This window comes from Larkinella bovis, assembly GCF_042655385.1.
In the GTDB taxonomy this organism is placed as follows: Bacteria; Bacteroidota; Bacteroidia; order Cytophagales; family Spirosomataceae; genus Larkinella; species Larkinella bovis.
In genome coordinates this window covers 416,631-441,767 of the sequence record NZ_JBHSMA010000002.1, presented here as the reverse complement: position 1 = coordinate 441,767, position 25,137 = coordinate 416,631, and the positions used below count along the sequence as shown (strand labels likewise).

The 25,137-nt window shown below is 55.4% G+C and carries 21 protein-coding genes and 1 riboswitch; of the genes, 7 read left to right on the top strand and 14 right to left on the bottom strand.

The annotated features are described in order from the left end of the window. The first annotated feature begins 39 nt into the window (after positions 1-39). Together ACFPMF_RS09030 and ACFPMF_RS09025 are read left to right on the top strand one after the other, a co-directional pair. A complete protein-coding gene (locus tag ACFPMF_RS09030; protein ID WP_379843406.1) occupies positions 40-903 on the top strand; it encodes a helix-turn-helix domain-containing protein in 864 nt (287 codons plus the stop codon). A gap of 109 nt (positions 904-1,012) precedes the next feature. Continuing rightward, entirely contained in the window at positions 1,013-1,420 is a 408-nt protein-coding gene (locus tag ACFPMF_RS09025; RefSeq protein WP_379843403.1) for a DUF983 domain-containing protein, read from the top strand. 113 nt (positions 1,421-1,533) lie between these two features. Here ACFPMF_RS09025 and ACFPMF_RS09020 read toward each other — a convergent pair whose 3' ends face one another. From ACFPMF_RS09020 to ACFPMF_RS09005, 4 genes are all read right to left on the bottom strand, one after another. Further along, positions 1,534-2,370, bottom strand: a complete 837-nt coding sequence (locus ACFPMF_RS09020; protein ID WP_379843401.1) for a sugar phosphate isomerase/epimerase family protein — start codon at positions 2,368-2,370, stop codon at positions 1,534-1,536. A 65-nt stretch (positions 2,371-2,435) separates the two neighbouring features. Next, on the bottom strand, positions 2,436-2,837 hold the full coding sequence (locus ACFPMF_RS09015) for a c-type cytochrome (RefSeq protein WP_379843399.1): 402 nt from the start codon (positions 2,835-2,837) through the stop codon (positions 2,436-2,438). Positions 2,838-2,962: 125 nt separating this feature from the next. Beyond that, the gene (locus tag ACFPMF_RS09010) at positions 2,963-4,534 is read right to left on the bottom strand and encodes a hypothetical protein (protein WP_379843396.1); all 1,572 of its coding nucleotides are present in this window, start codon (positions 4,532-4,534) and stop codon (positions 2,963-2,965) included. Between the two features lie 152 nt (positions 4,535-4,686). After that, complete coding sequence (locus ACFPMF_RS09005) at positions 4,687-5,889, bottom strand: hypothetical protein (RefSeq protein ID WP_379843394.1); 1,203 nt, start codon at positions 5,887-5,889, stop codon at positions 4,687-4,689. A gap of 200 nt (positions 5,890-6,089) precedes the next feature. Here ACFPMF_RS09005 and ACFPMF_RS09000 point away from each other — a divergent pair, with 200 nt between their 5' ends. Continuing rightward, positions 6,090-6,764, top strand: coding sequence for a hypothetical protein (locus tag ACFPMF_RS09000; RefSeq protein ID WP_379843392.1), 675 nt, complete (start codon positions 6,090-6,092; stop codon positions 6,762-6,764). A 62-nt stretch (positions 6,765-6,826) separates the two neighbouring features. Here the strand turns inward: ACFPMF_RS09000 and ACFPMF_RS08995 are convergent, their stop codons facing one another. Further along, positions 6,827-7,075, bottom strand: coding sequence for a DUF6582 domain-containing protein (locus ACFPMF_RS08995; RefSeq protein ID WP_379843390.1), 249 nt, complete (start codon positions 7,073-7,075; stop codon positions 6,827-6,829). 134 nt (positions 7,076-7,209) lie between these two features. Here ACFPMF_RS08995 and ACFPMF_RS08990 point away from each other — a divergent pair, with 134 nt between their 5' ends. After that, positions 7,210-8,991, top strand: a complete 1,782-nt coding sequence (locus ACFPMF_RS08990; protein ID WP_379843387.1) for a DUF885 domain-containing protein — start codon at positions 7,210-7,212, stop codon at positions 8,989-8,991. A 20-nt stretch (positions 8,992-9,011) separates the two neighbouring features. Further along, a complete protein-coding gene (locus tag ACFPMF_RS08985; protein ID WP_379843384.1) occupies positions 9,012-9,842 on the top strand; it encodes a CvfB family protein in 831 nt (276 codons plus the stop codon). Here ACFPMF_RS08985 and ACFPMF_RS08980 read toward each other — a convergent pair. From ACFPMF_RS08980 to metH, 4 genes are all read right to left on the bottom strand, one after another. After that, positions 9,839-11,116 carry an Hsp70 family protein gene (locus ACFPMF_RS08980; RefSeq protein WP_379843381.1) on the bottom strand — a complete coding sequence of 426 codons (1,278 nt, stop codon included), beginning with the start codon at positions 11,114-11,116 and terminating at the stop codon, positions 9,839-9,841. The two genes, ACFPMF_RS08985 and ACFPMF_RS08980, sit on opposite strands and share 4 nt — an antisense overlap. Before the next feature lie 177 nt (positions 11,117-11,293). Continuing rightward, entirely contained in the window at positions 11,294-11,818 is a 525-nt protein-coding gene (locus ACFPMF_RS08975) for a hypothetical protein (protein WP_379843378.1), read from the bottom strand. A gap of 34 nt (positions 11,819-11,852) precedes the next feature. Continuing rightward, positions 11,853-12,206: a PadR family transcriptional regulator gene (locus tag ACFPMF_RS08970; RefSeq protein ID WP_379843376.1), complete on the bottom strand. Its 354-nt coding sequence runs from the start codon at positions 12,204-12,206 to the stop codon at positions 11,853-11,855. Positions 12,207-12,330: 124 nt separating this feature from the next. Beyond that, the gene (metH, locus tag ACFPMF_RS08965) at positions 12,331-16,152 is read right to left on the bottom strand and encodes a methionine synthase (RefSeq protein WP_379844564.1); all 3,822 of its coding nucleotides are present in this window, start codon (positions 16,150-16,152) and stop codon (positions 12,331-12,333) included. 165 nt (positions 16,153-16,317) lie between these two features. After that, positions 16,318-16,425: riboswitch (SAM riboswitch) on the bottom strand. Between the two features lie 310 nt (positions 16,426-16,735). On the opposite strand from metH, the gene ACFPMF_RS08960 reads away from it, so the two are divergent. After that, entirely contained in the window at positions 16,736-17,626 is an 891-nt protein-coding gene (locus ACFPMF_RS08960; protein WP_379843374.1) for a Ppx/GppA phosphatase family protein, read from the top strand. A gap of 23 nt (positions 17,627-17,649) precedes the next feature. Continuing rightward, positions 17,650-18,591 (top strand): GNAT family N-acetyltransferase, encoded by a 942-nt coding sequence (locus ACFPMF_RS08955; RefSeq protein ID WP_379843371.1) that lies wholly within the window; start codon positions 17,650-17,652, stop codon positions 18,589-18,591. A gap of 31 nt (positions 18,592-18,622) precedes the next feature. Here ACFPMF_RS08955 and ACFPMF_RS08950 read toward each other — a convergent pair whose 3' ends face one another. From ACFPMF_RS08950 to ACFPMF_RS08930, 5 genes are all read right to left on the bottom strand, one after another. Next, complete coding sequence (locus tag ACFPMF_RS08950; RefSeq protein WP_379843368.1) at positions 18,623-19,990, bottom strand: DegT/DnrJ/EryC1/StrS family aminotransferase; 1,368 nt, start codon at positions 19,988-19,990, stop codon at positions 18,623-18,625. Between the two features lie 173 nt (positions 19,991-20,163). Next, complete coding sequence (locus ACFPMF_RS08945) at positions 20,164-21,429, bottom strand: MFS transporter (RefSeq protein WP_379843366.1); 1,266 nt, start codon at positions 21,427-21,429, stop codon at positions 20,164-20,166. Positions 21,430-21,519: 90 nt separating this feature from the next. Continuing rightward, positions 21,520-22,323 (bottom strand): glucosamine-6-phosphate deaminase, encoded by an 804-nt coding sequence (locus ACFPMF_RS08940; protein WP_379843363.1) that lies wholly within the window; start codon positions 22,321-22,323, stop codon positions 21,520-21,522. 50 nt (positions 22,324-22,373) lie between these two features. Then, positions 22,374-23,696, bottom strand: coding sequence for a sugar MFS transporter (locus tag ACFPMF_RS08935; RefSeq protein WP_379843361.1), 1,323 nt, complete (start codon positions 23,694-23,696; stop codon positions 22,374-22,376). Positions 23,697-23,714: 18 nt separating this feature from the next. Further along, entirely contained in the window at positions 23,715-25,076 is a 1,362-nt protein-coding gene (locus ACFPMF_RS08930; protein WP_379843358.1) for a Gfo/Idh/MocA family protein, read from the bottom strand. Between the last annotated feature and the right edge of the window lie 61 nt (positions 25,077-25,137).

The window sequence follows — 25,137 nt, the reverse complement described above, 5'->3', positions numbered from 1 at the left end:
TCGTCTTTTGTCTCCTGTTCACGTCTTTCGTCTCATTCTATGGCTTCTTCCGTACCGGTTTACAAACTTCAGGCGTTTCCGCATCACGAGCCGAATACGCTCTTCTACATGACGCGGCTGGAAAAACTGGTGCAGGAATTCAAGGGCATCGACAAACCGCATTCGCACACGTTTTACCTGCTGATGTGGATTATCAAGGGCAGTGGCACGCACACGATCGACTTTAAAACCTATTCGATCGCTCCCTATCAACTCTATTTTCTGACGCCGGGACAGGTCCACAGCTGGCACTTATCCGATGATATTGAAGGCTTCAACCTGTTTTTTGAGGCTAATTTTTTTCGGAGTCGCTTCGGAAACCGCTTGTTTCAATACCCGTTTTTCCACTCGCATCAGCACCAGCCCCTGCTGGCGGTGGCCGGTTCGTCCGGGCTGTTTCGGGATTTGTTCCGCTACGCCTGGCAGGAATACGAAGCCCCGCAGCCCAACCGCCCGGAGGTCTTTCTGTCGTATGTCCACCTGCTGCTGGAAACCGCCAGCCGACTCTATACCGAACGGCAAACCGTCACGGACGCCAACCTGTTCGACCGCATCCGGCAGTATGAGGAGTTGCTGGAACAGCAGTTTCTGACGGTTCGGGAAGTGAGCGACTACGCCGAACAGATGCACCTGACGCCGAATTACCTCAACCACATCTGCAAAAAGGTACTGGGCAAAACCGCCAGCCAACTGCTGCACGAGCGGCAGGTCATCGAAGCGCAACGGTTGCTGACCCATACGGCCCAATCGGTGAAGGAAATCGGTTTTCTACTGGGCTTCGAAGACCCCTCCTATTTTGTCCGTTTCTTCAAAAAACACACCCGCCGGACACCCGCCGAATTTCGGCAGGCCATGACCACCTGATCGTTGATTTGTACCATACCTCCCCGGTTTTGTCTTTCCGATTCAAAACAGCAGGCTCTATCTTTGCATCGTACCCTTGAGGTCGATGGGTACCTAACATCCGAAAGCCATGCTAAAAGATAATCGATTATACAGCGTTGTGTTCAACAAATGCCCGCGTTGTCACCAGGGCGACTTCTTCGTTACCAGCAGCGCCTACAGCCGCCGGTTCGACGAAATGCACGAAAAATGCCCGCACTGTGGGGAAGTGCTGGTGCCCGAACCCGGTTTTTACTGGGGCTCCATGTTTGTCAGTTACGCTTTTTACACGATCTATACGCTGCTGACGTTCTTCGTCGCCGTTCAGTGGCTGAACGTTGATCTGGACTATTACCTGATCGGTCTGGTGCCGACCCTGGTGTTGCTCACGCCGTATTTTTTCCGGCTGGCGCGCCGGACATGGCTCACGTTCTTTATTGCCTACGATCCGCAGAAAAAAACGAAAACCGAGGGAAAACAACTGAAGGTTTCAGCCTGAACGGCTGAACGGGAAAATACCCTGAAGGGATGACAGGTAGCTGGTTATCAGCCCGTACGCGTTGATCCTTCCAGGGTATTTTCCGTTAGTTTGCGTTGCGGCAAAACCGTCGATCACATCACTTCGCGCAGATACGCCACACTTTCGGGCATCTGCTCCATCGAGCGCGAGGATTCGTCTTCGATGAAATAGTGTTTAACGCCCGATTTTTTCGCCTGTTTCATAATTTCGGCAATACCCAGATCGCCTTTGCCGATGGCGACGTTCGACTCCACATCTACATGGCCGGTATCGTTGCCGGGCGTACCCGGTTTGCGGTCTTTGAGGTGCATGAGCGGGAACCGGCCGGGGTATTTTTTCAGCAAGGCAATGGGGTCCTGCCCGGGGTGTTTCACCCAGAACACATCCATTTCGAAATTGACGTATTTCGCGTCCAGATTCTCCACCAGGTAATCGAAAAATGTTCCGTTTTCGTGCGGCTGAAACTCGTAGCCGTGGATGTGGTAGCAAAACGAAAGACCGTTGTCTTTCAGGAGCTTACCGGCGGTATGAAACACATCGACGGCCCGTTTGGCATCGTTGAGTGTAAACTTGTCGCCGTTATGTGGAATCCAGGCACACATCACGTATTTGACGCCCAGCGCTTTGGCTTCGGCGAGCACTTTCGGCACGTTATTCTCCAGGTCTTCGAACGAAGCGCCCGTGCTGATGGGTTTCAGTCCATTCTTTTCGAGCAGTTTCCGAAACTCCTCCGGCGCCATTCCGTACGTCCCGGCCAGCTCGACTTCCCGGAAGCCCATCGCCCGGACTTTGGCCAGGGTTCCGGGAACATCTTTCGGAAACTGGGCCCGAAAACTATACAATTGCAGACCAACCGGCGATTTCGGCTGGGCCAGACCGACCGTCATCAGACCAGCGGCCAGCAGCATCGATAGGAAAAGGGTTTTCATGGGTTATTAGGAAATACAATACGGTTTACTCATCACAATCCCGAAAAAATCACGTCACTCGCGGGCTACTTCGCACTCCTTACCTTCTTCACCTCCTCGGCCGAAATGGCATCGGCCTTGTTGCCGAAACTACTGCGAATAAAGGTCAAAACGTCCGAAATTTCCTTATCGGAAAGAAAGTCGTGGGCTGGCATCACGTTATCGAACGTTTCTCCGTTGATTTCGATGGGCTCCTGCAACCCTTTCAGGATCACGTTAATGAGCCGGGTTTTATCACCCGATACCCACTCGGACTGCTTCAGGGGCGGATTCAGATTCGGAACCCCCGACCCATCGGCCTGATGACAGGTCAAACAATATTGCTCGTAAATCTGCTGGCCCGGACTCGGTTTGGCTACTGGTTTTTTAGTTTGTGCGAAACTGGTTACTGTCAGAAAACAAAGACTTACTACGACCACAATTCTCATAACGCAACATGGACTTTTCGTAAAGATACATGGCCGGGAGGAGGAAAGGAAGTAAAAGCAGAAAAGGGAGAAAAGGAAAAAACCGTCGAATGCCGTTCCCTTTCCTCCCTTTTACGTCTCCTCTATTACAGAATTCCTTCTTTCACCTGCGTATCGAAAACACCCGTCAACACCTGCCCGTTGCGCTTCACCTGCACCCAGATCCGGTAATGCCCCGAACGGGGGAACGCATACGGAAACGCCACCATGTTGTTGATTTTCATCGCATGTGTCATGGTGGGCATAGCGGTCATCAACCGTTTGTTCTTTTCGGCTTCGGGCAGTTGCTTCAACGCGGCCACGTAGCGATCGATGCTGTCGCGGAAAACCGCCGGATCGGGAAACGCAAACCGGCGCGTCGTGTCGGCGATGCGATCGACCAGAAAGGTTTCGGCCGCCATTGAGTAGGTTCCTACCGGGTGCAGGTGGATGTATACCGTCCCGTCGGACCGCACTATGGCCGCGTGGCCGCCCATGCCCAGGTACGGTTCCAGCGGAGCCGGTTTTCCCTGCGCATCCGCCACGGCAAATTTCAGCACATACGGTTTCCCGGCATCCAGCACCGCTGCGGGTTTGTCGGTCCAGAGCATGGTCGAACCGTCGCTCAGCTTCGAGCTCGCGCCGGGAATCCCGCACAACACCATCTCATCGTCCAGATGCGGCAACCCGACGGCATTGGCCCTGACGCCCATTGGCTCCGCTACCAGCCAGCTATCGTCCGGATCGGCGGGCCTGATCGCTGCGGGCTGCGGGCTGATTTCGGGAATCGTCACCGTATCGGTCAGGGTTTCGGCAAAACCGTTGCGGTAGACGATATCGGCATAGACCAGGTATTGACCGGCGGGCAACGGCGGCAGAGGTGATTCAAACTGATTCAGCGCCCGGCGGTCGGGATGGAGGTGCGCAAAGGCATCCAGCGCGGGCGTTCGGACCAGAAAGACGTGCATCAGTTTGCCGTGGTCGGGCACCAGATAGCTCAGCCGACGCCGTTTGATCCCTCCTTCCGAAAACCGGGACGTATCGAGTTGCATCGACAGCACCGTCCGCCCGTCGGTTGCGGTTTCTACCTTCGAATCGACCGGCAGCGGAGCGTACAATTCGTGCGTACGGTACTGATCCGCCCAACTCGTCCACCACGTCCGCCAGCCCGTCAGGCCAACGCCCAGTAAAACGGCGGCAATCCCCATGCCCATCAGGCGCTTCCGACGGAACGATTTCGGAACGGGCTGCCCCGGTTTGAGCGTCCCATCGGCCAGACTGGCCCCAACGGTGGTAATCAGCAGAATGACGAGCAGCACACCCAAAGCGGCCAGCCCCATGCCGGTTCCGGTGGGCATCGGCTGCATCCGGGTTGGCACCGACACAATCGGAGCGATTAACGTAGCCTTCCCGTCGGGGCCATCGATGATCATTTCCACGCTGGACGAACCCGAGTCCATCAGCCAGACGACGCCTTCAAAGCGGTTATTGCCAACCCGTTGCAGCTCATCGTGAACCGGTGCCCCTTCATCGCCGGCGGAGAAATAAACCGGTCGCGCCTGGATAGAATTCGCCCGGCCGTTTTCGACAAAAACCGTCACGCTGGCGGTTCCCGGCACCACTTCCGGTGGAATGACATTCACCAGTACCTGGTAATTCCCAGCCTGTTTCTGCACCATGACGCCCGGACTTCCGATATGAGCCCGCGCCGTGTGTGCAAGCGTGAATGATAGAATAAGTATAAAAAGTATCCCGATTGGAAAACGCCTGACGTTCAATTCCACAGCCTTAGATCAACGCTTAATTCTTAACTCTTAATTCTTAACTCCTTTTACCGCTGCACCCGTTTCATCCAGTTGCCCCACAGCAGCCCCAGACGGGCCGACACGATGGCGCAGGCAATGGCGATACCGATTCCTTTCAGAAAGGCAGGCATGGTCTGGAGCCAGTGCGGATGAAACGCGTGATGGTACGGCCAGCCGGGATCGTCGCTGTACGACATGGAGGTACTGAGAAAAAACCGGTTCTGGGCGTAAACGGACGTGTGCAGGAACGCGCCGAAATACCACTGCACCACCGTTATGACCAGGATAAAAACCGTACCGGTCAGCACGGCCAGCAGCCAGTCGTTCAGCTTCCCGAACCGATGCAGCAGTTTATCCAGCACAAAACCGGGTACGACCAGCAGCAACGGAAACAGGAACGCCTGGTAGTGCGTGATCGGGTTCAGCACCGGCCCCAGCCGGGGTGTTGCCGGGAAAAACGGCAGAATCCAGCTCGGAATCAGCATCGTCAGCATGTAGGCAGCTGCCGTCAGGGTGATCGGATACCGGAGCGGAGACGCCCGGCCCACCGACAGCAGAAAAAACGGAAAGGCAATCCCCATCGTGATATAGGAGGACGAATGGTGGGACGCCCATTCCCCCAGTTTTTCGGCCAGCATGGTGTAGAGAATGCTCAGCAGCAATCCGGCGGCAACGGTGAACATGATTTTCAGCCGCTTCGCCAGCCGCTCATGGGCCTGTTTCTCCGCCCGGCTACCAACCGCCGGTTGGTTCGCCACCCGGTTTTGAACGGCCAGCACCCCAATCATCGCCCCGAACTGAACGGTCATCATCCCGACGAGCAAAACCGTATGCGGGGGCGTCAGAATCTGGACATCCAGGCCGTAGGTGTTGTGCCACCAGTCGTCGAAGGGCGCGGACGTCAGCATGGTCAGGGCGCCCCAGACGCAGTACATGGCCCCCAGCGAGCCGTAAAAAATCCCCCAGAACCGCACCGAATGCGTCCGTTCGGCGTGGCTTTTGGCAAAGGTCAACTGCAAAATCTTTATTCCGGAAAACAACCCGGCAACAACCGCCCCGACATACATCAGCAAGTGCGGGGGCGCAAACAACCCATCGCGACCGATGCTCATGTGCCACATGATGTCCCAGAGCAACCCCCAGACAATGCAGAGCGACGAGAATACCACGGCATAGATGTAGGTAGGGATTTGGGGACGGACAACTGGCGGAGAAAGAATGGCTTGCATGAAACGCTTTCTGTTTGAGGAATAGAGAGTAAATATATGAAGAAAGACCCGTTAAACGGCCCTTCCCCCTATCCTTTCCGAATGTCTTTCAACCGGTTCGGCGAACGGGTGTCCGTGATGCGCTCTGGAAAGCGTAAACGAAATCGGTTTCAGGTAGTTACTAAAGGGATAGACGAGTTCACTTTTAACCCCTCAACGCTATGATAAATCGTAAGGCAGGATTTCGGGCAACGGGACTGGTGACGGTTTCGCTGCTGGTGTGGGCCGGTGTGGGGCCGGTTTATGGGCAGGCCGATAACCGCCGGCAACCGGATGCGGGGCGCGAAAACCGCTCGGAAGTACCCGCTAAAAACCGCTCCACGAGCGTTCTGATGCAACCCTTATCGAGTATGCTGGCCAAGAGCAAAGCCGTTAACCGAACGGGCGACCCGGATCATGATTATGCCATCCTGATTCGGATTCGTGATCAGGCCGAAGCCGAGTTATTGCAGCAAGGCATGAAAACCAGCAAAAATCCGGCGCTGGTCAACACCATCCAGCAACTGGTGGCGCAGAAACAACAGGACGGCAACGACCTTCGAAAGATAACGCCCCGGCTCCGGAGCAGTACGCCGAATCCGGCTTTTGCCCAGCAGATCGACCAGAAGCTTCTGGCAATGGAACTGGACTTAAAAAATGGTATGAACGGCCGCCTGACCGACGATCCCGAAAAAGATTTTCTGACCATCCTGACGCAGCATCAGCAGGACAGCATCGACCTGACGGAATCGTACCTTTCATTCGCGAAAGACCAGGCCCTGAAAGCCTATGCCGGGCAATTGCTGGCGAACCGCCGGAAGGCACTGGAAACCATGAAAGCCATGATGAAAAGCTGAAAGAACGCAAAAGGCCGGGAATGACGTAGAGTATTCCCGGCCTTTTGCGTTCTTTCACCGCTTTAGTCGGCCTTGATTTCGATATCGTATTTCTTAGCCGCCCGCCGAATCCGGTCTTTGATGGTTTCCACCTCATCCGCATCGTACTTGGCCGCATTGTCTTTGTGGTTGATATACGACCAGGCCGCCCGAACGTGTTCGGGCGTATCAATCGGGTATTTTTTGTTGGTCGGGTCGGCAAACGTTACGTCACCGTATTGATGCTGCCCCTCTTCCGGGTTCACATCTTCCCGTCGATCAATCTTGTTCATAACGCTGAGTGGTTATTTTTATGAATAACCGGTTTGCGGGCAAAATGTTAAAACCCCGGCAACGGCTTGATCAGGGTTTTCAGCGGTTTCTTTTTACCTTTCCGGTCCGAACCTTTTTCGATGGAATCTTTGGTATGAAAACGATTCTGGTAACCGCCCTGCTCATGGCTTCAATGATGGCTTGTAACTCCAAAACCGGACAGGAAAACACGGCCGCAAACGCCGATTTTACCAAAACCGTGGACGATTATTACGAAGAACGGCTAAAACTGTTTCCGCTGGAAGCCACGTTTCAGGGGGATAACCGGTATAACGATCAGTTGCCCAACAGCAATTCGCAGGCTTACCTCGACCAGACCAAAGCGTTTTATACGACCTATCTGGACAAACTGAAAACCTTCGACCGCGCATCGCTCCCGGAACAGGACCAGATTTCGTACGACATTCTGAAACGCGAACTCGAACTCCAGTTGGAGCAGTTCAAATTTCACCTCGAATACGTACCCTTCTCGCAGTTTGATGGCCTGACGCTGACGTTCGGGCAGTTGGGCAGCGGAGCCAGTGCGCAGCCGTTCAACACCGTGAAGGATTACGACGACTGGCTGAAACGGATCTCGGCCTTTGCGGTCTGGGGCGACTCGGCCCTTGTCAACTTCCGGAAAGGCATCGACGCCGGCATTACCTGGCCCAAAAGTCTGGTGCTGAAAATGATTCCGCAGATGACCGATCTGGTGGTCAGCGACCCGACCCAAAGTCTGTTCTACGGACCGATCAACAAACTTCCCAAGGATTTCAGCGAGGCCGATAAAAACCGGCTGACGGCGGCTTATCAAAAAGCGATTCGGGAGGAAATCGTCCCGACGTACCGGAAGCTGGGCGATTTTCTGCAAAATGAATACCTGCCCAAGGCCCGCACGACTTCGGGCATCGACGCGGTTGCGCAGGGGCCGGCGCTTTATAACTACCTCGTCCGGACCTGGACGACCACCGACAAAACGCCGGAAGAAATTTACCAGACCGGTTTGAAAGAAGTGGCCCGGATTCGGGCGGAAATGGAGAAAGTGAAAACGCAGGTCGGTTTTACGGGCACCCTCGACCAGTTTTTCACCCACCTCAAAACCGATCCGAAGTTTTACCCATACCAGCAGCCGAAAGAGGTGCTGGCAGCTTTCAACGCCATTCTGACCCGGATCGAGCCGAATCTGAAGACGATGTTTACCAAAACCCCGAAGTCACGATTCGAAATCCGGCAAACCGAGAAATTCCGCGAAGCGTCGGCCAGCGCCGAATACAACCCGGCTTCGGCGGATGGCAGCCGACCCGGTGTTTTCTACGTCCCGATCCCGGACGCCCGGAAATTCAACGTGACGTCCGGCATGGAATCGCTCTTTCTGCACGAAGCCATTCCGGGCCACCACTACCAGTTTTCGCTCCAGCAGGAAGACACCAGCCTACCCAAATTCCGGCGGTTTGCCTGGTACGGTGCCTACGGCGAAGGATGGGCCTTGTATTGCGAATCCCTGGGAAAAGAACTCGGCCTCTACACCGATCCGTACCAGTATATGGGGGCGTTGAATGACGAGATGCACCGGGCGATCCGGCTGGTGGTCGATGTGGCCCTTCATACCAAACACATGACCCGCGAGGAAGCCATCCGCTATATGATGGCCAACGAGCCGATAGCGGAAGAAGGCGCGGTGGCCGAAATCGAGCGGTACATGGCTATTCCGGGGCAGGCGCTGTCGTATAAAATCGGCGCTTTGAAAATCCGGGAATTGCGCACTAAATACGAACAACAACTCGGTGATCGATTCAGTCTGGCGGCTTTTCACGACGAATTTCTGAAAGACGGCTGCATGCCGCTGGACATACTGGAACGCAAAATGGATGCCTGGGCTACCCGTCAGGGGAACTAACCGCTCCGAAAAACGAACGAATGATACAAATCGGAAAACTAAATACGCTACGCGCGCTTCGTGAAACCAGTGTCGGTTTTTTCCTGGGCGACGACGAGGGCACGGATCTGCTGCTCCCCAACAAATACGTACCCGACGGGCTGCGGGTCGATGATGATATTGAGGTGTTTGTCTACACCGACTCGGAAGACCGGCTGATTGCCACCACGCTGACGCCGAAAATCATGCGCAATGAATTCGCGCGCCTGCAGGTGGTGTCGGTGTCGCGCGTGGGGGCGTTTCTGGACTGGGGGCTGGAAAAAGACCTGCTCGTACCCTACCGCGAACAAAGCATTCCGATGGAAGTCGGACGCTGGTATGTCGTGTATCTGTACCTCGATCACGAAACCGACCGGCTGGTGGCTTCCAACCGGTTGAACCGGTTTCTGGATACGGGCAAACCGAATCTGGAAGAAGGGCAGGAAGTGTCGCTGCTGGCCTACGAATCGACCGACCTGGGGATTAACGTCATCATCAACAACCGCTACCGCGGGCTGGTGTACGCCAACGAAATCTTCCAGCGGGTCTATCCTGGCGACCGCCTGACGGGCTATATCAAGCAGATCCGGGAAGATAACCGACTGGATGTCAGCCTGCAAAAACCGGGATACGAAAACGTGGAACCCAATGCCGAACGGATTCTGACCCTGCTGGAAAAGCAACGCGGTTTTTTGCCCCTGAGCGACAACAGCGACCCGGACGAGATTTACCGCACGCTGGAAATGAGCAAGAAAACGTTTAAAAAAGCCATCGGTGCCCTGTTCCGCGAACGGAAGATTGTCATCAAAGACGACGGGATTTACCGGGTTTAAGCGGTTTTATAAACGCCATGACCAAATTTGTTCCGGCTGTCGTAGGCCAGCCCCAGCCCAACGCTGGAGAGTTTGTTTTCGTCGGCAATGGCGGCCTTCGGGAAAAGCCGCCGGAATTCGGCCTGGACAAGCGGCACTTCGGTGGAACCACCGGTCAGAATGACCAGTTCGATGTCGTCGTTCCGAACCCCTGCATTTTGCAGACATTCGGTGGCCGAAGTCGTAATTTTCCGGACTTCTCCCTGAATGGCGGTTTCGAATTGCGCCCGGTGGATCGGGATTAAAAAGCCTTCCTCGACGAAATCAATGGGAGTCTGGTACATTTCCTGGGCCGTCAGCGCCATTTTGGCTTCTTCGGCCGCGCCCAGCAGTGCGTGGCCGGTTTCGTTTTCCAGCACGTTCAGGAGCCTCCCGTAGCGGTTTTTGTCGTGCGACTGGTGCAGCAACTGCCGGGTTTGCATGATCAGCTTCGGCGTATACAGAAAGTTAACCTTACTCCATTCCGCCAGATCATGAAACGGTTTCAGCGGCACTTCCAGGCATTTGTCCCCGTAGGTACTGCGGTACCCCAGTTCAGGCATAATGGCCGTCAAACTTAGGTGCTTATCAAAATCGTTGCCGCCCACCCGAACCCCGGTATTGGCCAGTATATCCGACGACCGATCCGGTTTATGGATGGAACGGTTCGACAGCCGGATCACCGTAAAATCCGAGGTCCCTCCGCCCAGGTCGGCCACAATGGCCAGCTTCTCGCCGGTCAGGCGGGCTTCGTGGGCAAAAGCAGCCGCGATTGGCTCGAACTGGAAATCGATGTCCTTAAATCCGATGCGCTGGGCAATCACCTTCAGTTCCGCCTGCGCCCGGGCATCGGCTTCCGGCGACTGATCGACAAAGTGAACCGGTCGGCCCATCACGACCTGTTCGATTTCCTGCCCCGCATCGGCTTCGGCTTTCGCCTTCAGGGTTTTCAGGAACGAGGCTATGATCGTCGTAAAATTCATCACCGTGCCGTTCACGATGGTCCCCTGCGTCATCAGCGAGGTGCCGAGGACCCGTTTCAGGCTGCGCATAAACCGACCATCCTGCCGGTCAAAAAAGGCGTGAATGGCGGTACGGCCGTAACACGGTTTGTTATCGATGCGCCGGTAAAAGATGGCGCTGGGAATCGTAACGTGCGATTGCTCAACCGGCACGAGCGTAATCTGCCCGGCCTGGTCAATGGCAATGCTTGAATTGGAGGTACCGAAATCGATTCCGCACGAAATGGGAGTCATGCCTGCTGCTGGTTGGGTAAAAAGGGGCGCAAAGTTACGAGGAAATTGACGCCAATGCGTTCCCATCCTGAATTTCTACCCAAAAGAATTGAGCTAGGCGGCCACGAATAAGAACGCCCGGAGCGGTAGGTCGATCGAACCACAGCTTCGGGCGTTAAGACTGATCAGGATAAAGAGTTACCGCACGATCCGGTAGCGTTGCTGAATCGACTGGCGGATACAGGTACCGACAGCATAGGAAAAGCTGATTAAACCGGTCGTCCAGACCATACCCCAGACGCTCAGGTACGACCATTTGCCGGTATTGAAACTGGTCAGCAGCGACATCATCATCAACACCATCCCGACGGTCATCAGCAGTGCCGTCAGCAGGGAATTCCGGTATTCCTGCCGCAGGTCGTAGGCACCGTAGGCCTTGTTCCGGAACTGAAAAACGATATCGTCCAGATCGGCCTGCTGAAGTTGTTTCTCCGACATGGTCAGCTCGATCTGGTAGGTTTTACGCAGTTGTTTAACGGCTTTCGCGTTGGCTTCGAGCTGAACTTTTTCCAGCGCCTTCTCAAACGGAAGACCGATCCACATGTAATGCTCCACCTCACAGGCCAGGTGGTCGAGAAGTTCTTCGAACAATGCCTCGTCCGTGCCGTTCCAGACCAAATGACGATATAATGTATCGATTTGTTGCGGGCTGAGCTTTTCCATGTTTAAAAGCAGTTTAGGGCGGTTAATGTAACGATTAATTACCCAGCGACAAAGCCGGAGCGGGTTGGAGGAGTTGTTTCATTATTTCAACAAAGCGTTCGAAGTCAGAAACCTTCTGAACCGCCATTTCATTACCACGCGGAGTCAGCGTGTAGTATTTTCGCAACCGCCCATCGACCTCCACCGACTCCGTGATCAACAATCCTTCCTGTTGCAGCTTGTGCAAAACCGGGTACAGCGCTCCGAATGTCAGCACCACTTCGCCCTGGGTCCGTTCCTTGACGGACTGCGTGATTTCGTACCCGTACATCCGGCCCTGTTCGGTCAGTAGTTTTAATACGATGGTTTTGAGGGTTCCCCGCAAAAACTCATTGCTTGATGGTTCCATATTTTGCAATCCTAATTGTTCACCAATAAATATGGAGTAAATATATACAAGATTCCGATATATCCAAACAAAAAAAGAAACTTTCATGCGAAAGTTTCTCCAAAGGGGGGTGTCTGTTTTCTGCTTACGCGTCGTAAGCCAGCACCGGCGCCAGCCAGCGTTCGACATCTTCCACGCTCATCTGCTTGCGTTGCGCATAGGCAAACACCTGATCCTTAGTAATTTTACCCACGGCAAAATACCGGGATGCCGGGTGCGAAAAATAAAAACCGCTCACCGAGGAGGCCGGATACATGGCAAAACTTTCGGTCAGCTCAATTCCGATTTCGCCCGCATTGAGCAGCTCAAACAAGGTGGCTTTTTCCGTATGGTCCGGGCAGGCCGGATAGCCGGGGGCCGGGCGAATCCCCTGGTACTCTTCCTTGATCAACTCCTCATTGGACAGGTTTTCACCGGTTGCATACGGCCAGAATTCCGTCCGGACCCGTTTGTGCATCAGTTCGGCGAACGCTTCGGCCAGCCGGTCGGCGATGGCCTTGATCATGATGCTGTTGTAATCGTCATGGTCGCGCTCGAAGGCTTCGATCAGTTTCTCGATGCCGATGCCCGCGGTCACGGCAAAACCGCCGATGTAATCCGTATGGCCGGTTTCCAGCGGGGCCACGAAATCTGCCAGACAGAAATTCGGCAAACCGGGTGCTTTCTGGTTCTGCTGCCGCAGGAAATGCAGGACGACTTTGGTATCATACACCAGTTCTCCAACCGGTTTCAGCGGCTCGTCAGGATTTGCCATCCTGACGGAGTCGGCTGCGGATTTGAAATCCGTTACCGTTGAAGTCGAAACCGAAACATCGGCCCCTGCCAATGCCGACGAGCGGTTTGCCAGACGGCTGAGTTTGTACTCAATATGCGTGTGCGTCCCGTGCCGCTCGCAGGGTACTTCGTGGGCGATTTCCTCAAACTCATGCAGCAACACATCATCTTCAGCCGAGTTGGCCGGGAAAAATCCGACGACGGCTTTCGCTTTCAGGAGTTTTTCGTCGATCACCCGCTGCAACAGCCGGTTGGCATCGTCGTAGAGCTTTTTGGCTTCTTTCCCGACCACCGCATCCTCGAAAATCTTCGGGTATTTTCCGTGCAACTGCCAGGTCTGGAAAAACGGCGTCCAGTCGATGTACTCGGCGATTTCTTTCAGCGAATAATCCGGAAAATACCGGTTGCCCAGAAATTGCGGTTTTACCGGCTCAAAGGCCGACCAGTCGATAGCGGTTTTGTTCTTGCGGGCGGCATGGAGGCTCAGGTAGTTTTTATCCTGCTTCCGCCGGGCGTGATCATCCCGGAGTTTCCGGTATTCCGCTTTGATTTCGTCAAAAATCTGGTTCCGAACGGTCGCCTGCTCACTGGTCAGCCGCCCGGCGACGGGCACACTCCGGCTGGCATCCAGCACGTGAATCACCGGTCCCGAATAATGCGGATCGATCTTGACGGCCGTATGAATCCGGGAGGTGGTGGCGCCACCGATCAACAGCGGAATCGTGAAGCCCTGCCGTTCCATCTCCTTGGCTACGCCCACCATCTCGTCGAGCGAGGGCGTAATCAAGCCGCTCAGCCCAATGATATCGACGTTGTGCTTTTTGGCTTCCTCCAGAATTTTCTGCGTCGGCACCATTACGCCCAAATCGATGATTTCGTAGTTGTTACAGCCCAGCACCACACCGACAATGTTCTTCCCAATGTCGTGCACGTCGCCTTTGACGGTCGCCATCAGGATTTTTCCGGCGGCTTTGGCTCCTTCCGACTTACTGGCTTCGATGAACGGCAACAGGTAGGCCACGGCTTTTTTCATCACCCGCGCCGACTTCACAACCTGCGGCAGAAACATCTTTCCTTCACCGAACAGATCGCCGACCACGTTCATCCCATCCATCAGGGGTCCTTCGATGACCTCAATCGGGCGTTCAAACTGCTGCCGGGCTTCTTCCGTATCCTCCTCGATATAATCCGTAATGCCACGCACCAGGGCGTGTTTCAGTCGTTCGGCCACCGATTCCTGCCGCCAGCTTTCGTCCTGCACCACCTCTTTGCCCTTCGCCTTAACGGTTTCGGCAAACGCCACCAGGCGCTCCGTCGCGTCCGGACGGCGGTTCAGCAGCACGTCTTCGCAGTACTCGAGCAGGTTCTTCGGAATTTCGTCGTAAACCGCCAGTTGCCCCGCGTTCACGATACCCATGTCCATCCCGGCTTTGATGGCGTGGTAGAGGAAAACCGAGTGCATCGCTTCCCGCACCACTTCGTTGCCCCGGAACGAGAATGAAATGTTGGACACCCCACCACTCACCTTCGCCAACGGCAGGTTTTCCTTGATCCAGCGCGTGGCATTGATGAAATCGACGGCGTAGTTGTTGTGCTCCTCGATCCCGGTCGCCACCGTCAGGATGTTGGGGTCGAAAATGATATCCTGGGCCGGAAAACCGACCTGATCGACCAGAATCCGGTACGCCCGTTCGCAGATTTCGATCCGCCGTTCGTAGTTATCGGCCTGACCGGTTTCGTCAAACGCCATGATCACGGCGGCCGCGCCGTAGCGTTTGATCAGACGAGCCCGCTCAATGAACGCTTCTTCGCCTTCTTTCAGCGAAATGGAGTTCACGATGGCTTTGCCCTGCACGCATTTCAGACCCGCTTCGATCACCTCCCACTTCGAGGAGTCGATCATGATAGGCACGCGGGCAATATCCGGCTCCGAGGCAATCAGGTTCAGGAAGGTCGTCATCACCTCCACCGAATCGAGCATCCCCTCATCCATGTTCACGTCGATCACCTGCGCGCCGTTCTCGACCTGCTGACGCGCCACCGACAAAGCCGCATCGTAATCGCCGGCTTTGATCAACCGCGCAAACGCTTTCGAACCGGTTACGTTGGTCCGTTCCCCAACGTTGACGAAGTTGGTTACTTCCGTGATTTTCAGCGGCTCCAGGCCGCTCAGTTTCTGGTACGGTTCCGGCTGCGGTTTGGGCCGCGGCTGGTATTTGGCGACGGCTTGGGCAATCGCCCGGATGTGATCGGGCGTCGAACCGCAGCAACCGCCGACGATGTTGACAAAACCGTCCTGCACAAAGCCTTCGATCTGGGCGGCCATTTCTTCGGGCGACTGATCGTATTCACCCATTTCGTTGGGTAAACCGGCATTGGGGTAGGCGGAGGTATAGAAGGGCGATTCTTTCGCCAGTGTCTGCACATACGGGCGCAGTAGTTCGGCCCCCATCGCGCAGTTCAGACCAATACTGAGCAGCGGCAGGTGCGAAACCGAATACAGGAACGCTTCCGTCGTCTGGCCCGATAACGTCCGGCCCGACGCGTCGGTAATCGTCCCTGAGACCATGATTGGCAACGGCGCCAACCCTTTGTCCGAAAAGTATTTATCAATCGCAAACAAAGCCGCTTTGGCATTGAGTGTATCCGTGATCGTTTCAATCAGCAGCAGATCGGCTCCACCTTCCACCAGACCGGACACCTGCGTATAAAACGCTTCGACCAGTTGATCGAAGGTGATGGCCCGGTAACCCGGGTTGTTTACATCCGGCGACATCGACGCCAGTCGCGTGGTGGGCCCCATCGCTCCGGCCACAAACCGGGGTTTGTCGGGCGTCAGGCGCGTCACTTCCTGCGCTACTTCCCTGGCAATTTTCGCCGACTGATAATTCAGTTCATACACCAGTTCTTCCATGTGGTAGTCGGCCATCGCCACCCACGTTCCGCTGAACGTATTGGTTTCGATGATGTCCGAACCCGCATCGAGGTACTGGCGGTGAATTTCCTTAATAATGTGCGGCTGCGTGATCGACAGCAGGTCGTTGTTGCCTTTCAGTTCGTGCGGCCAGTCGGCAAACCGGGTTCCGCGGTAGTCTTCTTCGCCCAGTTTGTAGCGCTGAATCATGGTCCCCATGGCACCGTCGAGCATCAAAATGCGCTGCTGAAGAAGGTTAGTTATTTTTTCCAAGTTCGTGAATTGGTTATAGCAATAGAGTCCAGACAATCAGCCGGTTCTGGCAGAAAAAGGCAATGTTCACGGAATAGCTTATCGAAGAAAGGAAGCGGGGAGCATACTTTCAACTTATCTGTCCCCACCAGCGGGGCGGAATTTGGCACCTTTTTCAAGGGGGTTGAATGGTTGCCAAGACTTCATTGGGTCCAATCCCTCCGTCTTTCTCGATAAGCGTTGTACAAAAATAGGAAAAGCGCCGTCTTTTACCAAATCGATGCGCATAGCCGAAAAACCGCGTGAGCACCGAAAAGATTCCCTATCCGAGTGGTTGCGATCGGCGGTGATGTCCGCCGGATTCCGGTCGCGAAACCCGGCCATTCTTCGTCCGGTTGCCCAGGACAGGAACAAAACCGCCCGTTAACGCGAATCCGTCCTTTTTGGATTTTGGGCAAAATTCCTGCACCGCAGAAAAACCGGCTCATTTCGTCTGCGGACGTAAATTGACTATATTTGGGCGTTTCAGTACCACTTTTCCAACGTCACCTTGAAAATTGCAGCGATTGACATCGGCTCCAACGCGGCCCGGCTCCAGATCTCCACGGTTCTGCACGTCGACGACGTAATCAGCTTTAAACGAGTCGAATACGTCCGGTTTCCGCTCCGGCTGGGACACGATGTGTTTAACTACGGGGAAATTACGCCGGAAAGCGAGGTTCGGACCAACAAACTGATGCAGGTTTATAAACTGCTGATGGAGTTGCACGAAGTGGAAGATTATATGGCCTGCGCCACCTCGGCCATGCGGGAAGCCGCCAACGGGCACAAAGTCGCCACGCGGATCAAGGAACTGACCGGCATCGAAATCAACATCATCGACGGCCAGAAAGAAGCCCAACTGATTAACAATGTGGTGGTTCAGGCGCTCGACGAACGGCAGTTTCTGCACATCGATGTAGGTGGGGGCAGCACCGAACTGAACCTCTATCTGAACCGCAAAAAGGTCAACTCCAAATCGTTCAAAATTGGCTCCGTGCGCCTGCTGGAGGGAAAAGAAACCAAAGGGGCCTGGAACAAAATGAAAGAATGGGTGGCCGAAAACGTGCTGCCATCGCAGGAAATCGTGGCCGTCGGTACGGGCGGCAACATCAACAAAATCTTCAACCTCGTTTCCAAAATTTCGGACACAACCACGCTGGCCGAAATCGAACGGATGCGGAATTATATTTCCGGCTACAGCCTGGACGACCGGATCAACAAACTGCGGCTGAACGCCGACCGCGCCGACGTCATTATTCCGGCGGCTGACATTTACATTGCGGTCATGAAATGGGCGGGCGCCGACACCATCATTGTGCCCGATCTCGGCCTGAAAGACGGAATCATTCAGCTGGTGCACGAACGCTGGCTCAAAAAACAGCACAAAAAGAAGAACTAACTCCTGGCCTTTCCCACCGACCGGTGTACGAAATCCTGCACGTCGAAAATCCACTGCCCAGCCAGCTGCCCCGGTTTTACCGGGACGGTTTTTTGTTTCTGCAGGCCCGGCATTTGCTCAACCAACCCTGCCGACCGCTCCATTATTTCGCGTTAATCAATGTCAAAACCGGGTGGGCCGATGCCCACTGTGCGATTTTTATCCGCGATCACCAGGCCGTTAGTCCGGGTGCGGCTTCGTTTGGGTCGGTTGAATTTGCGGACGACGTACCGGATGCGGACCTGCATCGCCTGGTTACGGCGGTCGTGACCTATTGCCAGCAAGTACCCGTTCAGGGAATTCGGCTGGTCAATTACCCGGATTGTTATGCGGTTTCGGCCGCGCACCGGCTCCGGGTGGTTCTACTGACTGCGGGCTTTGTGGTGGAGTACGAAGAACTGAATCAACACCTGCCGGTTAGCAGCCAACCTTTCGCCGAAAACCTGCATGCCGCCGAGCGACGGCGGCTTCGGAAGTGCCAGCAGGCCGGTTTCACCACGCAAATCTGGGAAAATCCGGATTCGGACGCACTGTTTGCCTTCATCCGGAAAGCCCGCATCCGGAAGGCTCTGCCGCTAACCATGGATAGTGGAACGCTGGCCGGTTTGCTGACGACCTTCGGTGATGTCTGCCCGGTTTTTACGGTGCGAAACCACCACCAGTTGATTGCCGCCTGTCTGGGCATTCGGGTGACGCCCGACATTCTGTATTATTTTCTTCCCGCCGATCACGAAGAGTACCTGTCGTTCAGTCCGTCGGTTCTGCTCATCGAATCCCTGTATAGCTACTGCCAGCAACACCACATTTCGCTACTCGATCTGGGCATTTCGACCAGCAAGGGCATTCCAAACGAAGGGCTGATTCGTTTCAAAAAGCACCTGGGAGCCGTGGAATCACCGAAATTCATTTTCGGGATGCGGTTTTAAAACCGGCCGGTTGGTTTCGCATGAGGGCCGGTTATTTCGCCCGTTTTTTCAGCGTCTCGGCGTTCTGGTAAATTTTCTCAATCGCGCTGGCGATGGCCTCCATATCGGACCGTTCGGCCAGCAACATATTCTGCGTAAACCAGACGGCTTCGCGGCACAACTGCTCGTTTTCGGGACAGGCATTCCGTTCGTTGTACCGATCGATATTCAAGCTTTCCCGGGCATAAATATGCTGAAATGCCTTCGACCGGAAGGTTTCCTTCAAAAAAGGCTGCGTATTGAGCGGAATGTAGCCGGAGGAACACGGAACCCCTTCTGCCGTAAGAGCCGCCAGAAAATCCGCGCGGGAAAGGCCTTTGAAGGCATCCGCCTGGTACCGAAACGGAAAGAGGTGAAAAGCCGCCCGCGTCACATTGGGATACAGTTCGTAGGGCACAATGCCCGGAATGGCTTTGATTTTTGCTTTCAGGTAAGCCGCATTTTCGTTCCGGGTGGTGGTTTCGGCATCCAGCCGTTTCAGTTGGGCGAGTCCGATGGCGGCCTGGTATTCCGAAAACCGCAGTTTGGTGCCCTGCATCACGGCCCCGGTTCCCACGCTGCCCACCGTGTTCCCGTACGCATACCCGAAATTCGTGTAGGAAAAACAGCGGTCCATGAAGGCATCGTTGTTGCTCACCACCGCCCCGCCTTCGCCAATGGGCAGGTTTTTCGAATTCTGGAAACTGAAACAGCCAGCGTCCCCAATCGTTCCCACCTTCTTCCGGTCGATTTCCGCCAGGTGCGCCTGACAGGCATCTTCAATCACCACCAGCTTGTGTTTCCGGGCAATCGCCATAATGCGGTTCATATCGGCGGGCAACCCAAGGATGTGCACCGGAATGATCGCTTTTGTCCTGGGGGTAATTTTCGCTTCGATTTTGGCCGGGTCCATCTGGTAGGTTCGCGGATCGATGTCCACAAAAACCGGCAGGGCGCCATTGGTCAGTACGGCACTGACGGTGGCAATGAAGGTATACGGTGGCACCAGTACCTCATCCCCGGCCTGAATCCCGAGCTGGGCGATGGCCGTCACGAGGGCATTGGTTCCGTTGACGACCGCCAGGGCTCGTTTGGCGCCGAGGGCGCTGGCCCAGGCTTTTTCAAATTCGGTGACCACGCCCGCCCGCGACCAAACGCCACTCCGCATGACCTCCAGCAGTTGTTTTTCGTCGGTTTCAGGGTTCCAGCGGGGCCAGGTGGGCCAGCGGTTTTTGTTCCAGGCCGACGGGCCACCCAACAGCGCCGGAACGCGGGCGCTGGATGATACGACCGTAGGAGCAGCCACCGCACTGCCCCCCGCAACGAAGGCTCCGGCGATGGCCAGCGAATTCTGTTTCAGAAAATCACGACGGGAAGGCATGGTTTCGGATGGGGTTTAGAGACTGTTAGAGAAAAGACAAGAGAGAAAAGACAGGAGACAAGAGAGAAACACATTATTTTTAGCGATGCATCGTTTCTCCCATGTCTTTTTTCTTTTGTCGGCGTATCAATAAGCATCTGGAAATCAATAGACAGCAAAAACCGCCCGGCCATTTAGCCTTTATCGGGCAACAGCCGGGCAGCCGGTTTCAGTTGCATGCTGGCGTACAGGGTCAGCAGCAGGCAGAACGTGATGTAGCCGTAAAACCAGTTGGCATACCCAACCTGCTTGAACAGCAGCGCCACGTATTCGGCCGATCCGCCAAAAACCGCCACCGTCAGCGCGTACGGCAGGCTGACTCCCAGCGTCCGAACGGCCACCGGAAACAGTTCCGCTTTGATAATGGCCGATACGGAGGTGGCCAGACTCAGAATGACCAGCGCAACGGTAATCAGCCCAATGGCCTGCGAAATACCGCCGGGGTTTTGCAACCACATCAGCAGCGGATAGGTCGTCAATATGCCCAGCACGCCGTAGATGATCATCATCCGTTTCGTTCCGAAGCGGTCGCCCAGCCAGCCCGCCAGCGGCTGAACCAGCATGAACAGCGTCAGCGAAACGAGCGTAATCACCGTAGAATCCGATTTGGAAAAACCGGCCGTGTTGACCAGAAACTTCTGGATATAGGTCGTAAACGTGTAGTACGAAACGGTCAGGCCGATGGTCAGCCCAACCACCAGGGCGGTTTCTTTCCGGTATTTCCCCAATTCGCGGAAGGTTCCGGCCCGCCCGGCATTCGGCCGGTTTTTGATAAAATCGGTCGTCTCGGACAGATTTTGCCGCAGCAAAAGGGCCAGAAGGGCCAGCGCGGTTCCGATCAGAAACGGAATCCGCCACCCCCAGGCTTCCAGTTGCTCTGCCGTCAGAAAAAACCGTTGCAGCGCCAGCAGCACACCCAGCGCCAGCAGTTGTCCCAGGGTCGTGCTGACGTACTGAAAGCTCGAATACAAGCCTTTGCGACCGTCCGGCGCAATTTCGCTCAGGTAGGTCGCCACCGTTCCGTATTCTCCACCCACGCTCAGGCCCTGAATCAGTCGGGCCACCACGAGCAGGCTCGGGGCCAGAATACCGATCTGGTGATAACCGGGCGCCAGCGCAATCAGCAGCGAACCCAGGCACATCAGCAGGACGGACAAGGTCAAAGCCGCTTTACGCCCCTGCCGATCCGCATACGCCCCCAGCAGCCAGCCGCCCAGTGGCCGCATCAGAAAACCGATCGCAAAGATCCCCGCCGTGTTCAGCAACTGGGCCGTGGCGTCTTCTTCCGGGAAAAACGCTCCCGCGAAATACATGGAGAACACGGAGTAGGTATACCAGTCGTACCACTCAATCAGGTTCCCGATGGAACCGCCCACAATGGATTTAATCGGCGTATTCAAGGCGTTACGGGCGGTTTGAAAGCAGGCATTGGGTTATGTCCCGATCGTTGCCGAGCCTGAAAATACGAAACGAAAAGCCAAATAAAAACGCTACTCCGCTCCGGTTTCGCTCAGGTACCGGCCTGCGCTATCCTGATCGATAAACAGGGTGGTGTTCGGGTGTGTCCGCAGAATGGTGGCCGGGTACTGCTCCGAAACCGCATCGACCAGCGTGTGCTGAATCGCTTCAGCCTTGTGCGAAGCCGGAACCATGCAGAACAGGTGTTTCCCCCGCAGCAGCGCCGGAATGGTCAGGGTGATGGCGGTTTCGGGCACCTGCTCCAGTGTTTCAAAACATTCGTCGTGGACCTGCTGCCAGCGGCTCGTCAAATCCAGTGCCACCAGTTTCACCAGTTGGGGATCGTTGAAATCGGCTACATGGGGATCGTTGAACGCGATGTGGCAATTCTCCCCGATGCCCAGGCAAACGATATCCGTCGGGTATTGCTCCAGCAGGGCGCTGTAGCGCTGGCATTCGTCCCCGGCATCGGGAGCCGTTCCGTTCAGGTAAAACACCTCCCGAATGGACACTTTATCGAAAAGCTGCTGCTTCAGATACTGGCCGAAACTTTGCGGGGCTTCGGTGGCCAGCCCCACGTACTCATCCATGTGGAACGCCCGGATGCGGTCCCAGGCAAGGCCGGTTTCCTGCGCGAGGGTTTCCAGAAATTCGTTCTGCGAAGGAGCCGAGGCAAAAATGATGTTGATCCGCTCCTGCGTTTGCTGAAGCTCCCGGATTTTGTCGGCGACGGCCCGGGCCGCGTGCTGGCCCAGTTCCCGGCGGTTGGGGTATAAATTCACCCGGAGCTGGTCGACCTGAAAAGTACGTTCGGAGGAAGTTGCCGAAGTTAGCATTCGTATACAAGGGGTTGATATAAATCAATAGAATTCCCGCGGGCCGGGCGCTAGGGTGCCAGTGTCCAGCGACGGATCTGGTGGCCTTTCACGGCGTAAAACACCAGGTAGAGGTAACAGGGGAAAAGGACCCAGTAGGCCGTCCGCAGGTCGTACTGATCGGCGAAATACCCGTAGAACATCGGCATAATGGCGTTGCCGCACAAACCCATGATCAGGATGGAGGCACCCAGTTTTGTAAACCGGCCCAAACCGTCGATCGCCAGCGGCCAGATGCCCGCCCAGATCAGCGAATTGGCCAGGCCGAGCAGCACCACAAACCAGATCGACACATCGGCGGTATGCCCCAGAAACGTAAGGGTTCCTTTCGCAAAAATGATCAGCAGCGTAAAAACCGCCCCCAGGATCGTGCAGACCCGCAGCGCATTGACCTGGCTGATGAAACGCGGAATGGTGACGATCCCGATCAAATACCCACAAATCGTGCAAAACAGCGTATACGACGGAAACACCTTGGCTTCCAGCATACTAATATTCATCGAACCCGCATACCCGATAATCGTATCGATGGCAATGACCTGCGTACCGACGTGCACGAAAATCGCGACGGCGCCCAGCATCAGGTGCGGGAACTGCAGAATGCTCGTTTTACCCGCGTTGGCCGTGGCGACCTCCTCCGTCTCCTGTTCGGTGTTCAGCTCGGGCAGGGGCGACAGGTACACCAGCACGCCCAGAATGAACAGAAAACAGCCCATTACGCTGTAGGGCACGATAACCCGCCGAACCAGCTCGTCGAGGGCCGCCCCCCGTTCCACCTCACTCATGGTGCCCAACTGCGCAAACAGATCCGTATCGGTCGGTCGCAGGATCACGGCGGCAAACACCAGCGGTGACAGAATTCCGGCGGCCTTGTTGCAAATACCCATGATACTGATCCGCTGAGCGGCCCGTTCTTTCGGCCCCAGAATCGTGATGTAGGGATTCGCAGCGGTTTGCAGGATCGAAAGGCCGACGCCGATCGTGAATAAACCGGTCAGAAAAATCGAATACGTTCGGGTTTGGGCCGCCGGTACAAAAATAAATGCCCCCAGCGCCATCGCCCAGAAGCCGACCATCATCCCCTTCTTGAAGCCGAACGCTTTCAGCAGGTAGGAGGCCGGAACCGACATAATAAAGTAGGCAATGTAAAAGGCAAAGGCCACCAGATAAGCCTGAAAACTCGTCAGTTCGCAGGCAATCTTGAAGTACGGAATCAGAATGGAATTCACCCACGACACAAACCCGAAGATGAAGAACATCACCCCGATCAGTATGATCGAAATGGTGGTATCACGTTTGCTGAGCTGTTGGGCATCAATGGCCATCGTATTCATGCGTCAGACGGTTTGGGGTTAAACGGTGGCTTCCCAGCCTTTCTGGTACTCGCGCTTCCAGAGTTTCTGGGCCTCGCGGTTGTTTTTGATATGACCGTTGCTCGGGTCGATGTCCAGCATCCCGCCCGTGCGGAGAGCGATATTCCCCAACTGACACAGCAGCGTGCTCTGGTGCCCGCCGATGATGTCGGACGCCAGTGGGCTACCCTTTTTGACGGCATCGAAAAAGTTCTGAATGTGAATGGCATCCAGCGCCTGCGACGGATTCATCTTGTTGCGGGCATCGACCACAAACTCGTTCTTGGCATCCTTTACCAGTTTATTATCCGAATCAAAAATCTTGTAGGAATTGCCCGACTCGATCATGAGCGACCCGGTTTCGCCGTAAAATACCACGCCGACGCTGTTGCCTTCGACGGTCCGGCTGTTGCAGCTGCGACCCTCCCAGGTCATCGCCGTATGGTTGGCAAACTCCAGGTTGATCACCTGCGTATCCGGCGTTTCCCAGTCGTCTTTGTACCGATACCGCCCCCCGGAGGAAGTTACCTTTGTCGGATACTCCACGCCAAGCCCCCAGCGCATCAGGTCGAGCATGTGCGTGCCGTTGTTGAGGGCTTCACCCGTTCCCCAGTGCCAGAACCAGTGCCAGTTGTAGTGAATCAGGTTGTCGCGAAACGGACGACGCGGGGCCGGTCCCTGCCACAGATCATAGTTCAGCCAGCTCGGTACGGCGGCTTCCTTTCCGGTGCCGATCGAGGGCCGGTTGGCCGTATACCAGCCTTTGGCAAAATACGGGCGCCCAATCGCTCCCGACTGCACGGCCCGGATCCCTTCGGCCACGTTCGGCCACGACCGGCGCTGGTTGCCCATCTGAATGACATTGCGGTACTTTTTCACCGCAGCCATCAGCAGTTCGCCCTCGTGCGGGTTGTGGCTACACGGTTTTTCCAGGTACACATGTTTCCCGGCTTTCGACGCCAGGAGGGCGGCCGGTGCGTGCCAGTGGTCGGGGGCCGCAATCACCAGAGCATCCAGGTCCTTGTTTTCCAGCGCCTTCCGAAAATCGGGCACATCCTGCGGTTTGCGGTTCTGGGCTTTCTCTACGGTGGCGATGCATTTGTCAGCCGCCCGCGTATCCACGTCCGATACCGAAACGATCTCGCAATTGGGTTGTAGGGCGTAGTTGGTGGCCAGCGCCAGGCCCCGGCTGTTGACGCCCATCATCCCGACCCGCACTTTCTCGTTTGCCCCCAGAATCCGGGCGTAACTCGCAGGACTGAAACCGGGCAGAATACCGCCTGCCGATAAGACAGCGGTACCAAGGACGGTTTTTCGGAGGAAATCCCGCCGGGTATTTTCGGTTTGGTTATGTTTTGTCATGGCAATGTCAGTCTTGGCTAAAATGTAGGGTTTAGGGTTTATTTTTTCGGAATAGCCGAAT